Origin of the sequence: Burkholderia sp. S-53, assembly GCF_025560745.1 — a bacterium.
GTDB lineage: Bacteria > Pseudomonadota > Gammaproteobacteria > Burkholderiales > Burkholderiaceae > Burkholderia > Burkholderia pyrrocinia.
The window spans coordinates 303,986-317,378 of the sequence record NZ_CP090484.1 but is presented as its reverse complement, the minus strand read 5'-3'; the positions used below and the strand labels follow the sequence as shown (position 1 = coordinate 317,378).

The window sequence follows — 13,393 nt, the reverse complement described above, 5'->3', positions numbered from 1 at the left end:
CGCGCGTCGTGCCGCATTTGCGCGATGCGTGCGAATTCGTTGGCGGCGATGCTGCGATGCCGCATGTCGTGTGGCGCCCGCTCAGCGTTTCCCCCTAGTCGGAATGGACGATGGCCGGCGGCCGGGCGCTGGCTACCGTGCAGTCATCCGGCGCTCCATGCGATGCGCGCCGGACACGAACCGCACAAGCGGCCAACCGGAGGGGACGACGATCATGAGACTGACGACTCGCAAACTGTGCGTATTGGCGATGGGCACGTTCGCTGCCATGGCAATGGCGCGATACGGAGCCGACCAGGTCCCGTCGCCGCCGTATGCGGCCGGCATCCTGCAATGCCGCTCGGTCGACCCGAACGGTTTGCCGGCCGGTTGCGTGCCGATCGATCCGTCGCATTTCGGTTTCGCCGCGCTGCGCGGCATGTGACGCCGGCGCGGCCGCGCGCCGCGCCAACCGGACGCCGTTGCGGCGCGATCGCGCACGGGCAGCTTTCGCCGAGGGGCACCAAGTAATCGTTGCACATCGGCCAGGCTGCGCGGCCGGTCCCGCTTCACGCCGTTCGACTTTCGCCGCGCCCGACACGGCGCACGGCTTGCATCAACACCGCCGTGCGCTCGTATCGGCAACGCGACAACGCGACAACGCTACAACGCGACAACGCGACAACGCGACAACGCGGCACCGTGACGACGCGAAAACGCGATAACTCGGCGCCGTGACAACGCGCGGCCCCCGCGTCAGGCGACCAATCCGGCAGGCCAGCGCCACGCTCCTCGCTTCCCGCAGATTTCCTTCACGCTGACCCATTCCCCATGTCATCAGACTATTCCCTGACTCGCCCCCTGAACGCCCGCGACGTGCATCGCTGGGACGCCGAACACGATGTCGTGATCGTCGGCTTCGGCGCGGCCGGCGCCTGTGCGGCGATCGAGGCCGCGAGCGCCGGTGCCGACACGCTGATCGTCGAGCGCGCATCGAGCTACGGCGGCACGAGCGCGCTGTCGGGCGGCGAGATCTACCTCGGCGGCAGCGGCGGCACGCCTGCCCAGCGGCAGGCCGGCTTCACCGACGACACCGAGGACCTGTACCGCTACCTGATGCTCGCGGGCGGCCGCGACGCCGACGACGCGAAGGTGCGCCTCTATGCGAACGAAAGCCTCGCACACCACGACTGGCTCGTCGCGCAGGGTCTCACGTACAAGAACACGTTCATCGCCGAGCGGATCGTCGAACCGGAAACCGACGACTGCCTGATCTGGTCGGGCAGCGAGGAAGCCTGGCCGTTCAGCGAGGCCGCGAAGCCGTGCCCGCGCGGCCACACGCCGCAATGGCCGGGCTGGGGCGGCGGGCAGATGCTGATGCGCGTGCTGGCCGAACGCGTGGCCGCGCTCGGCGTCGCCACGCGTTACGACACGCGTGCGCTCGCGCTGATCGTCGACGACGGCGGCGCGGTGCGCGGCGTCGTGCTGCGCGCATATGGCGAAACGGTGTTCGTGCGTGCGCGCGGCGCGGTGATCCTGTGCGCGGGCGGCTTCGCGATGAACCGCGACATGGTGCGCCGGCATGCGCCGCAGTTCCTGCGCTCGGACGAGCCGATCGGCAGCCCCGGCGACGACGGTTCGGGCATCCTGCTCGGCCAGAGCGCGGGCGGCGCGGCGATCCACATGGACCAGGGGTTCGTCAGCCTGCCGTTCTATGCGCCCGAATCGCTGATCAAGGGCATTTTCGTGAACGCGCGCGGGCAGCGCTTCATCAACGAGGACGGTTATCACGGCCGGACGGGCCATCATGCGTTCCACCAGGCCGACGACCGCATCTACCTGCTCGTCGACCACGCGACGTACCAGGAGCCGCCCGCGATCGCGCGGATCGGCATCGCGGCGGCCGGTGAAACCTGGGAGGAAGTCGAGCGCGACCTGCAGATGCCGGCCGGCACGTTGACGGCGACCGTCGACGTGTACAACCGCCATGCGGCCGAAGGCGTCGATCCGCTGTTCCACAAGGCGAAGAAGTGGCTGCAGCCGCTGATCGAGCCGCCGTTCGTCGCGCTCGATTGCCGGATCGACTATGCGTTCTATCCGCATTTCACGCTCGGCGGGCTCGACACGCTGCCGACCGGCCAGGTGCTCGATGCGGCGCGCGCGCCGGTGCCGGGCCTCTACGCGGCCGGCCGCACGACGTGCGGGCTGCCGCGCTGGGGCGCAGGGTACAGCTCGGGGCTGTCGCTGGCCGACGCGACGTTCTTCGGCCGGCAGGCCGGCCGCCACGCGGCGCACGCGGTGCGCGACGTGTTGCGTAGCGCTGCATAGCGTAGCCGCAAATGAACGACGCCCCGGGCAATCGGTCGTTTTGCCCGGGGCGTCGTCGTTTCAAGCGGTCAAGCCTTCAAGCCTTCAAGCACTCGACCGCCCACGCGGCCAAGCGGCCGACCGTCCGTCAGCCGAGATCGAGCGCGTTCGTGAGATCGCCCGGCGGCGTCTCGCCGCGTGCGGCGAACGCGTTGTTGCGTGCGGCCACGCCGTCGAGCGGTGCGAGCCCGTGCACGCGGCTGATGAAGCGCAGGATCGAGTTCGTGTCGTACAGCGTGTGATCGACGAAACCCTTCTTCGCGAACGGCGAGATCACGAGCGCCGGAATCCGCGAGCCCGGCCCCCAGCGGTCGCCGACCGGCGGCGCGACATGATCCCACCAGCCGCCGTTCTCGTCGTGCGTCATCACGATCACGGTGTTGTCCCATTGCGGCCCGCGCCGGATATGGTCGATCACGGTCGCGATGTGGCGGTCGCCCGATTCGATGTCGGCGTACCCCGCATGCATGTTCAGGTTGCCCTGCGGCTTGTAGAACGTGACGGCCGGCAGGCGGCCCGCGTCGATGTCGGCGATGAAGCGGTTCGTCGACGGCTCGTCGCCGAGCCCCGCGTCGCGCAGGTGCCGCTGGCGCGCGTCGGTGCCCGGCGCGAAGTTGCGGAAGTAGTTGAACGGCTGGTGGTGGTACTGGAAATCAGGCACGGTGCCCGTGTCGCGATGCTCGAGCGCGTACTGCCACGCGCCGCTGTACCACGCCCAGTCGATGTTCTTCTCGGACAGGCGATCGCCGATCGTCGCGTAGCCCTGCGGCGGCAGCACGCGATGGTCGTCCGGATCCGCATACGCGGCGTTGCCCGGGTCGGGCGGCGGCACGTAGCTCGGCTGGTACGGCGGCGCCATCGTGTTCACGCCGTAGCCGTCGGGCGTCAGCGGGCCGTCGCCCGCGAACTTCGGCGGGCCGTCGAGCGCGGACGCCGGCGAATCGGCGGCGAGCGCGAGGCGCGTGCCGGCCGGATCGTCGCCTTCGACCTTCGACAGCAGCTTCGCCGCGTGCGGATGCTTGTGCGCGTCCGGATACAGCGGCGCCTGCGCGGAAATCAGGAACATGTGGTTCAGCCACGAACCGCCGAAAGCGGCCATGAAGAAGTTGTCGCACAGCGTGTATTGGCGCGCGAGATTCCACAGCCGCAGCGTGTCGGCCGAATTGCGGTAGTGGCCCATCACGAGGCCGCCCGAATCGGCCCACGCGGCGAACTGGTCGTTGCGGCCGGCCGCGATCTGCATCTGGTTCTGGTAGAAGCGGTGCCACAGGTCGCGCGTGATCACGCCGTTCGGCAGCGGCTTGCCTTGCGCATCGGCGATCCGGAACGGCGCGTTCGGCAGCTTGTCGATGTCGCGTTCGGCGATCGCGTAGCGCTTGCCGTCCACTTCCTGCGCCTGTGGCACGAGCCCGCCCCAGATCTTCGGCAGCACGGGCAGCGGCGTCTTGCCGTCGCGATCGAGCTGCTGCGCGTGCTCGGGCCGCACCTCGCTCAGCGGATGGCGCACGCCCGGGAAATCGCCGTACAGGTTCGCGAAGCTGCGGTTTTCCGCGTAGATCACGACGATGTGGCGCACGCGCTGGCGCAATGCTTCGTCGATGCGCAGGTCGGCGGCGGAGCGCGGCGTGCTGCCCGCCGTGGTTTCACAGCCGCCGAGCGCGACACCTGCACCGAGTGCGGCGAGGCCGCCGAGCACACGGCGGCGGTCGGGATCGGCGGGAAGGTCGTCGGGGCGATCGGGGGTGTCGGTCACGTCGTGGGCTCCTCGAATGAGCGGGTTGGCGATGTCGTTCGATGCGCGGTGGCGTCGCTCAGGCTGCCGCGATGCGGGACGGAAAGCAACGGCCGGCATCGCGCAACCAGCGCGCGCGGCTCATTTGTCATAAAAATGTCACGAACGCGACTATAACGCGGCAGGGGCCGCCGACGAAAGGTGTTTGTCGGACGATTCGACTCGCGCGGCAGGCGATGCGCGACGCGCGCGCGCGAGCTAGACTGAATTCAGGGGCGGCACGTCGCGGCGTGCCGCCCGGGCGAGGACCGCCCGACGGCGCCGGCCGACGGCGCCGCCGCGGTGTCATCGATGCGACGAAACGAGGCGACACAGCGAGGCGACGATGACGCGGATGTTTGCCGTTTCCGCATGGCCGCCGATGCCGCGCGCCGGCCGCGCGCGGTTGCCCGCGTGAGCGCGCGCCGCACCGCGCGTGCGGCCGGGCCGATGCCATGGACAAGAAATTCGACTACCCGGGATTGCTGATCGCGGCGGGCTTCTTCGTGCTGTTCGCCGCGCAGTTGCTGATGCTGCACCCGGCGTCGGCGTCGATCGCATACAGCGATTTCCACCGGCTCGTCGCGGCGCGCCTCGTCGACGATCTCGAGGTCGGCCCCGCGTCGATCACGGGCACGCTGAAGATGCCGCAGGCCGCCACGGTGCTGCCGGCGTCCGAAGCCGCGGCCGTGCAGCAGGCCGGCGCGCCGTGGCGCTTCACGACCAACCGCGTGACCGACGAGCACCTGACCGACACGCTGACCGCCGCCGGCATCCGCTTTCACGGCACGCCCGACACGGGCTGGATCGCGTCGCTCGCGTCGTGGCTGTTGCCGCTCGTGCTGTTCGTGTTCGTGTGGAACATGATGCTGCGCAAGCGCGGCGGGCTGCAGGACTTCACCGGGATGGGCAAGAGCCGCGCGCGCGTGTACGTGCAGCAGGAAACCGGCATCACGTTCGACGATATCGCGGGCATCGACGAGGCGAAGGCCGAGTTGCAGCAGCTCGTCGCGTTCCTGCGCAACCCCGACCGCTACCAGCGGCTCGGCGGCAAGATCCCGAAGGGCGTGCTCGTCGTCGGTGCGCCGGGCACGGGCAAGACGCTGCTCGCGCGCGCGGTGGCCGGCGAGGCGGCCGTGCCGTTCTTCTCGATCAGCGGCTCGGCGTTCGTCGAGATGTTCGTCGGCGTGGGCGCCGCGCGCGTGCGCGACCTGTTCGAGCAGGCGCAGCAGAAGGCGCCGTGCATCGTGTTCGTCGACGAGCTCGATGCGCTCGGCAAGGTGCGCGGCGTCGGCCCGATGTCGGGCAACGACGAACGCGAGCAGACGCTCAACCAGTTGCTCGTCGAGATGGACGGCTTCCAGGCCGGCTCCGGCGTGATCATCATGGCCGCGACGAACCGGCCGGAGATCCTCGATCCCGCGCTGCTGCGGCCGGGCCGCTTCGATCGCCACATCGCGATCGACCGGCCCGACGTGAACGGCCGCCGGCAGATCCTCGGCGTACACGTGAAGCGCGTGAAGCTCGCGGCCGAGGTTGACCTTGGCGAACTCGCGTCGCGCACGCCGGGCTTCGTCGGCGCCGATCTCGCGAACGTCGTCAACGAGGCCGCGCTGCATGCGGCCGAACTCGGCAAGCCGGCGATCGGCATGGCCGACTTCGACGAGGCGATCGACCGCGCGTTGACGGGCCTCGAACGCAAGAGCCGCGTGATGAACGCGCAGGAGAAGCTGACCATCGCGTATCACGAGGCCGGCCATGCGCTCGTCGCGGAAAGCCGCGCGCATTGCGATCCGGTGAAGAAAGTGTCGATCATTCCGCGCGGCGTGGCCGCGCTCGGCTATACGCAGCAGGTGCCGACCGAGGATCGCTACGTGCTGCGCAGGAGCGAGCTGCTCGACCGGATCGATGCGCTGCTCGGCGGGCGCGTGGCCGAAGAGCTGGTGTTCGGCGACGTGTCGACGGGCGCGCAGAACGATCTCGAACGCGCGACCGCGATGGCGCGCCACATGGTGATGCAGTACGGGATGAGCGACAAGATCGGCCTCGTGTCGTTCGACGACGGCGATGCGCGCCAGGGCATGCCCGGCGCATGGCATCCGGGCGCCGGACGCTGCAGCGAGCACACGGCGCAGATGATCGACGACGAAGTGCACACGCTGCTGGCCGACGCGCATGCGCGGGTCGCGGCGACGCTCGGCGAACGCCGCGATGCGCTCGAACGCATCGCGCGACGGCTGCTGCAATGCGAAGTGCTCGAACGCAACGCGCTGCAGGCACTGATCGACGGGCGTATCGAACCGTCGTCCGAGGCAGCGGCACCCGACGGCGATGCCGGCCCGCGCGGCGACGCGCTCGCGCCGGAGCAGGCGTCGGCGGTCGAGCGCGATTTCATCGCGTACGGGTCGCGTCGCGAGCCCGAACGCTGAATGTTCCGCAAGCCTGCGAACGGCGCATGCCGATGCGGCGCTGCGCCGGAATTCCTTTCCCCCTTTCCAGACACGGAGTCGCCATGAGCGAGCCGCACGTATCGGTCAAGGTCGCGCAGCAGGCGCGTTTTTGCTTCGAAGTCTCGTTTGCCGGCACGACGCTGTCGCCGGTGCTCATCGACGAGCCGCCGCCGCTCGGCGACGGGCGCGGGCCGAATCCGGTCCGGCTGCTTGCCGCGGCGGTCGCGAGCTGCCTTGCGGCGAGCCTGCTGTTCGCGCTGAAAAAGCAGCATGTCGATCCGCAGCCGATTGCCGCGCATATCGACGTCGACATGGTGCAGAACGAATCGGGCAGGGTGCGCGTGGGCGCGATGGCGGTGCGGCTGTCGATCGGAAAAGCGTGGGCCGATCTCGCGGCGGCGACGCGCGTGCTCGACCGGTTCGATGCGTATTGCGTGGTGACCGAGAGCATGCGCGCGGGCATCCCGATCTCGGTCGACCTGTGCGATGCGAACGGCGCGGCGCTCGAATACGCGGCGACGAATGGGTGAGTGCGGTCAGTGCTCGGTGGCCGCGGCGACTTCGGCCGCTTCCGCGAGCGCTTCGAGAAAACGCGTGCGCCACCAGTGCACGTCGGTCTTGCGCACGATCGCCATCAGCGCGGAGTGGCGCTGGCGACGCTCTTCGAGCGGCATCGCGAGCGCGCGCTGGATGGCCTGCGCGGTGCCTTGCGTGTCGTACGGATTGACGAGCAACGCCGATTTCAATTGCTCGGCCGCGCCCGCGAAACGCGACAGCACGAGCACGCCCGGGTCGGCCGCGTCCTGCGCGGCGAGGAATTCCTTCGCGACGAGGTTCATCCCGTCGCGCAGCGGCGTGACGAGCGCGACGCGGCTCGCGCGATAGAGGCCCGGCAAGCGCTTGCGTGCGACGGTGCGGTGAATGTAGCGCATCGGCATCCACTCGAGTTCGCCGTAGTCGCCGTTGATCGCGCCGCACAGGCTGTCCATCTCGCGCCGCAGGTCGTCGTATGCGCCGAGATCCTCGCGGCTCGGCGCGGCGATCTGGATCAGCGTCGCGCGGTTGCGGTTCTCCGGATACTGTTCGAGCAGCTGGCGGAACGCATGCACGCGCTGCGGCAGCCCCTTCGTGTAGTCGAGCCGGTCGACGCCGACGAGCAACTGGCGGCGCGAATATTCGTCGCGCATCCGGTCGAACATGTCGATGCCGTCGCGATCGCGGGCGAGCGACTCGAACTCGTCGACGTTGATGCCGATCGGAAACGCACCGGCCGACAGCGTGCGGCCGAATGCGCGCAGGCGGCCGTCCGGCAGCCGCGCGGCGCCGGCTTCCGCTTCGACGTAATGCTCGAAGTGGAGCAGATCCGATTCGGTCTGGAAGCCGACGAGGTCGTACGCGAACAGCGAGCGCATCAGCCACTCGTGTTCCGGGATCGCGGCCATGATCGGCGGCGGCGGCATCGGGATGTGCAGGAAGAAGCCGATCGGATTCGTGCAGCCCATCGCGCGCAATTCGGCGGCGAGCGGAATCAGCTGGTAATCGTGTACCCAGATGATGTCGTCGGGCCGCAGCAGCGTGCGCAGCTTGCGCGCGAACAACTGGTTCACGCGCCGGTAGCCGTCGGCGAAGCGCCGGTCGAACTGCGCGAGATCGAGCCGGTAGTGAAACACCGGCCACAGCACGTTGTTCGAATAGCCGAGGTAGTACGCGTCGTAATCCTGCGGATCGAGATCGATCGTCGCGAGCTGGATGCCGCCGACGTTCTGGATCTGCACCTCGTCGCCATGCGAGGGTTGATCGTCGCCGCCGCGTAGCCTGCCGCTCCAGCCGAACCATACGCCGCCGGTTTCCTGCAGGCTGTCCTTCACGGCGACGGCGAGGCCGCCGGCCGCGGCTTTACGGGGGTCTGCGATGCGATTGGATACGACGACGAGTCGGCTCACCAGCTCTCCTGACGATTGTTGGGGGAAAGGTTCGTGCGGCCGGCGGCGCGAAGCGGACGCCGCCATCGACGTGCTGCGATGGGGCCGCAATGCGATCGGACGGGAGTCAGGGCACGCGATTCGCCGTCCGAACGGGGAGTGCTTTTTTAAGCATACTCGTCATTCGTGCGTTTTAAAAGTCTGCATCGGCGAGCGGCGCGCGCGCGAATGCAGCGCGATATCCATGACATCGGTGTGGCAACGCGCGATGCATGGGCCGGATCGAAACGTGTGCGGCGCTGCAAACGCAGCGTATGTACTGCACAGCAGCGGATGGAGATAATCCGGCGCGATCGTTCGTGCCGGTGTGCGTACATGCGTGCTGCTTGCGCCCTTTTGCACACGTGCACGATGCCGTATCGATCGATGGTGAAGGCTTTCGATGCGTCTGCGTCGATGCGCGGGCTACACGCCCGTGTGCCGCGAACGCGCGACGCGGATCGGCGCCGCGCGACGTCGTGCGCGCACACCTGGCTCGCTGGATGACGACGATGCGCGGCCGCACCACGTGCCGCGCGCGGCCGCGCATCGCGCGGTACGCGCAAGCGCGACGGAGGCGGACAACCGGAACAGCGTGCGCATCGTCGTCTCCTTGCCGCATCCGTTACGCGGCTGCCGTTTGCCAACGACGCGTGTCGCCCTCGTGCGCGTGCGCGCCCGGCGACGTCGCGTGTGCGCCGGACGGCATCCGGAACGCGGCGACCGTTTCGGACAGCTCGCGACCCTGCGCTTCGAGCGACTTCGATGCGGCGGCGGCCTGCTCGACGAGCGCCGCGTTCTGCTGGGTCGTCTCGTCCATCTGCGTGATCGTCAGGTTCACCTGGTCGATGCCGCGGCTCTGCTCGGCCGACGCGGCCGCGATCTCGCCCATGATGTCCGTCACGCGCGCGACGGCCTGCGTAACGTCGGACATCGTCTTGCCGGCTTCGCCCGCGAGCGCCGAGCCGTCCTGGATCGTCTGCACCGACACGGAGATCAGCTCCTTGATTTCTTTCGCCGCCGTCGACGAACGCTGCGCGAGACTGCGCACCTCGCTCGCGACGACCGCGAAGCCGCGGCCCTGTTCGCCGGCGCGCGCCGCTTCGACGGCCGCGTTCAGCGCGAGGATGTTGGTCTGGAACGCGATGCCTTCGATGATGCCCGTGATGTCGGCGATCTTCGACGAGCTTTGGCCGATCTCCGTCATCGTGTCGACCACGCGGCCGACCACCGAGCTGCCGCGCTGCGCGACATCCGACGCATTGGCGGCGAGGGTGCTGGCCTGTTGCGCGTTTTCCGCGTTCAGCCGGACCGTCGACGTGAATTCTTCCATCGTCGCGGCGGTTTCCTGCAGCGACGCGGCCTGTTCCTCGGTGCGCTGGCTCAGGTCGAGGTTGCCCGACGCGATCTCGCTCACTGCGTGCGCGATGCTGTTCGACGAATCGCGCACGCGGCCGACGATGCCGATCAGCCGCTCGTTCATGGTCCGCAACGCGTCGAGCAGGTCGCGCGTTTCGTCGTTGCCGGTCACCTGGATGCGGCTGCCGAGATCGCCGTTCGCCACCGTGCGCGCGACGTCCACGGCCGAGCCGATCGGCGTCGTGATCTTGCGCGTGAGCCACATGCCGCCGCAGGCCGCGATCGCGACGGCGATCAGGCTGATGCCGGCCAGCACGTTGCGCTCCATCGCGTAGCGGTCTGCGAATTGCTGCGCGATCGCGACGCCGCGTTCATGCGTATAAGCCGCGTACGCGTCGGTCGCGCGCACCAGCTGCGCGAGCAGCGGGCGGCAATTTTCGTCGATGTCGGCGGTCGCCTCGTCTTTCTTGCCGGCCTGCGCGAGCCCGACGATACGCAGCGCGACCGGCCCGTACAGGGTTTCGATGCGCACGATGTCGGCCACCAGTTCGCGTGCGCGATCGGATGTGTCGGTCGCGTTCGCCATCATCTCCTTGAGCTTTGCCAGATGGTCCTGTACGTCCTTGTGCGCCTGGTTCACTTCGGCCAGTTCGAGCTCGATGTCGGAGGGTTTGGTCACGAGCACGAGATTGCGCGCGGCGATCGCGCGACGGTCGACCGCGGTGCGGATTTGCGCGGACAGGTTCGCCCGCGCGTTGATGCCGTTCATGTAGCGGGAAAACTCGGCGTTCGTATCGGACAGCGCCTTGAGGGCCATGCCCGACACGATCACGACGACCGTGGCGAGCAGGCCGAAGCCGCCAAGGAGTTTTGTTTTGATGCTCATTCTGGCGATTTTCATGTTATGCCCCTGCGCGAGTGGTTAGCGATTGGAATTTATTGTTCGACCAGATACGGGCTCGTGCCGACATTAACGGGTATGCAGAATGATTCTTTACCCTTAGAAAACCCTGATATTAGTTTTTCTATCAATGAGAGCCTTTCCGGGCGGGCGTTCTTGATCCTGGTCAAAAAAACGCATATCGCCCGTGACTCATATGTTTATACGCGGAATTTGAAACCGGTTTTATTGGTGAAACAAAAATCGTCCTTTTATTAATAATTGTCTGATGAATTTGTTTCGATTTATGGATGAATAACGGAATTTTCTTGCGGGCGCATTCGGGGAGGGGGCGATACGCGTTGTCGGCGGGGCCGCGCCGTTGGCGGCAATGGGGGATAAAGAGTAATCGGCGCCGGATCTCGTCGCGCCGGACAGGCCCGCGGCGGGCGCCGCGAGCCGTGTAAGGGTTAGAACGTGGTGCGCAACCCGGCCATTACGCTGCGGCCGCCTTCCGGCGCGAAGCCGCGCACGACGGACGTCGAATAGCGGATTTCCTGGTTGGTCAGGTTGTCGCCGCGCAGGTACGCGAGCCAGTGCGTCGCGCCGACGCGGAACTTGTAGGTCAGCATCACGCCGAGCGACGTGTAGCCGTCCGTCGAGAAGTCGTTGTCGGGCACGCGATGCTGCGACCACGCATGCGTGACCTGCGCGCGCGCGCCGAACGGGCCGTAGCCGTAGTCGGCCGCGAGCGTCGCCCGCAGCGGTGCGATGCGCGGCAGCGGCTGGCCCGTGTCGACGTTGCGCGCGTGCGTGTAGTCGGCCGTCAGTTCGAGGTCGACCGTATGGCCGCGCCGCGAGAACGCGCGCCATTTGCCGTCCAGCTCGATGCCGTAGAACTCGGCGCGCACGCCGCGATAGATCGCCTCGTTCAGCGCGCCGTCGGTGCCGGGCGCGACGGGCTCGTCGTCGCCGTTCACGACGCGGCCCGTGTTGTATTCGGTCAGGTAGTTCGAGAAGCGGTTGTAGAACACGCCGACGCTGCCGCGGTTCGGGCCGCTCGCATAGCGCAGCGACAGGTCGGTCGATACGGCCTTTTCCTTCGATGCGTTCGGGTTGCCGATCAGGAACTGGCCGGTCGCGTCGTGCGGGCCGTTCGAATACAGCTCGTAGAAGGTCGGCGCGCGTTCGGTGTACGCGACGTTCGCCGCGACCGACCACACCGGCGTCAGCGAGAACAGCGCGCCGGCCGACAGGCTGCCCGCGTTGAAGTCGCGCGGCTGCGCGCCCGCGAATTTCTCGACGCCGGCCGGATCCGGGTCGACCTTCACATGCTCGAAGCGGCCGCCGACGCTCAGCTTCAGCGCCGGCACGACCTGCCATTCCTCGAGGCCGAACAGCGCGACGCTGTTCGTGCGCGTGGACGGCACGAGCAATTCGTCGCCGAGCGCGGAGAACGTGTTCTGGCCGAACTGCACGCCGATCGCGCCTTCGAACGGGCCGATCTTGCGATGCCGCGCCTCGATGCGCGCCTCGTAGCCGCGGTTGCGGAAGGTGGTCGCCGTCTCGCCGTTGTCGACTTCCTTGTGGCGGTAGTCGGTGTAGGCGAAGTCGAACTTCAGCTTCGTGAACGGCCCACTCAGGTTGCGCACCTCGGACGCGAGCGCGAGGCGTTCCTGGCGCATCCGCAGGCGCACGTCGCTCTCCGCGACGGAGCCGTAGTTCGATTCGTAGCCGCTGTACGACAGGCCCGCGAAGCCGTCCGCCCACGTGTACGACGCGCCGACCGCGCCGCCGTGCACGCGGCCGTCGCTGTTCGGCACGCTGCCTTCCGGCTGCGGCGTGTCGGGGCCGTCGATCGCGCGTTGCGCGCTGCTGCGTGCGTAGCCGGGAATGCGCAGCTTGCTCGTTTCGCGGTCGAACGCGTCGACGTGGAACGCGAAACGGCCGTTGCCGCCTTCGACCTGCGCGGCGCCTGCGCGCACGGAATTCGCGCCGCCGTAGCGTGCGTCGAGCGCACCCGTCACGCCTTCGATCGCTTCGCGCGGAATCCGGTTGTCGATCGTGTTGACGACGCCGCCCACCGCGTTGCCGCCGTAAAGCAATGCGGCCGGGCCGCGCACGATCTCGACGCGCTCGATCGACAGCGGATCCTGCGGCACCGCATGGTCGTACGACAGCGACGATGCGTCGTAGGACGCGACGCCGTTCTGCAGCAGCCGGATCCGGTCGCCGTCCATCCCGCGGATGATCGGACGGCCGACCATCGGCCCATACGTGGTGGTCGACACGCCCGGCAGCCCGTTGAGCGTTTCGCCGAGCGAATCGGCCTGGCGGCGCGTCAGCGCGTCGCCGGAAAGCTGGACGGTCGGCGCGATCAGTTCGGTATCGCCGAGCGGGTTCGCGGTCACGAAGATCGGTGCGAGGGGCGTGGTTGAAGGCGTGCCCGACGCGGCGGGTGCATCGGTCTGCGCGTGCGCGACGGCGGCGAACATCATCAGCGAAAGGGGCGAAAGCGGGCGAAGCGGTAAACGAGGGAGGTCGCGCATGGTCGGTGAATCGGTTGGAATCGGATCGGATAACGAGCGATGCGGGCCACGGCTGGATACGATATATTGTTGCGTCA

General features: G+C 68.1%; 9 protein-coding genes. 4 read left to right on the top strand and 5 right to left on the bottom strand.

Annotated elements, in window-relative coordinates; translation table 11 throughout:
- Positions 1-214: 214 nt before the first annotated feature.
- Both LXM88_RS23515 and LXM88_RS23510 read left to right on the top strand, forming a co-directional pair.
- Positions 215-424, top strand: a complete 210-nt coding sequence (locus LXM88_RS23515; RefSeq protein ID WP_262544766.1) for a hypothetical protein — start codon at positions 215-217, stop codon at positions 422-424.
- Positions 425-810: 386 nt separating this feature from the next.
- On the top strand, positions 811-2,307 hold the full coding sequence (locus LXM88_RS23510) for an FAD-dependent oxidoreductase (RefSeq protein WP_262544764.1): 1,497 nt from the start codon (positions 811-813) through the stop codon (positions 2,305-2,307).
- A 127-nt stretch (positions 2,308-2,434) separates the two neighbouring features.
- On the opposite strand, the gene LXM88_RS23505 is transcribed toward LXM88_RS23510, so the two are convergent.
- Positions 2,435-4,099 carry an acid phosphatase gene (locus LXM88_RS23505; RefSeq protein WP_262544763.1) on the bottom strand — a complete coding sequence of 555 codons (1,665 nt, stop codon included), beginning with the start codon at positions 4,097-4,099 and terminating at the stop codon, positions 2,435-2,437.
- Positions 4,100-4,572: 473 nt separating this feature from the next.
- On the opposite strand from LXM88_RS23505, the gene ftsH reads away from it, so the two are divergent.
- Together ftsH and LXM88_RS23495 are read left to right on the top strand one after the other, a co-directional pair.
- Positions 4,573-6,546: an ATP-dependent zinc metalloprotease FtsH gene (gene ftsH / locus LXM88_RS23500; RefSeq protein ID WP_262544761.1), complete on the top strand. Its 1,974-nt coding sequence runs from the start codon at positions 4,573-4,575 to the stop codon at positions 6,544-6,546.
- 83 nt (positions 6,547-6,629) lie between these two features.
- Positions 6,630-7,097 (top strand): OsmC family protein, encoded by a 468-nt coding sequence (locus LXM88_RS23495; protein WP_262544760.1) that lies wholly within the window; start codon positions 6,630-6,632, stop codon positions 7,095-7,097.
- Positions 7,098-7,103: 6 nt separating this feature from the next.
- On the opposite strand, the gene otsA is transcribed toward LXM88_RS23495, so the two are convergent.
- From otsA to LXM88_RS23475, 4 genes are all read right to left on the bottom strand, one after another.
- Positions 7,104-8,510 (bottom strand): alpha,alpha-trehalose-phosphate synthase (UDP-forming), encoded by a 1,407-nt coding sequence (gene otsA, locus LXM88_RS23490; RefSeq protein ID WP_262544759.1) that lies wholly within the window; start codon positions 8,508-8,510, stop codon positions 7,104-7,106.
- Positions 8,511-8,954: 444 nt separating this feature from the next.
- Positions 8,955-9,131, bottom strand: coding sequence for a hypothetical protein (locus LXM88_RS23485; RefSeq protein WP_262544757.1), 177 nt, complete (start codon positions 9,129-9,131; stop codon positions 8,955-8,957).
- Positions 9,132-9,153: 22 nt separating this feature from the next.
- A complete protein-coding gene (locus LXM88_RS23480; protein WP_262544755.1) occupies positions 9,154-10,773 on the bottom strand; it encodes a methyl-accepting chemotaxis protein in 1,620 nt (539 codons plus the stop codon).
- 464 nt (positions 10,774-11,237) lie between these two features.
- The gene (locus LXM88_RS23475) at positions 11,238-13,265 is read right to left on the bottom strand and encodes a TonB-dependent receptor (RefSeq protein ID WP_262544753.1); all 2,028 of its coding nucleotides are present in this window, start codon (positions 13,263-13,265) and stop codon (positions 11,238-11,240) included.
- Positions 13,266-13,393 lie beyond the last annotated feature (128 nt).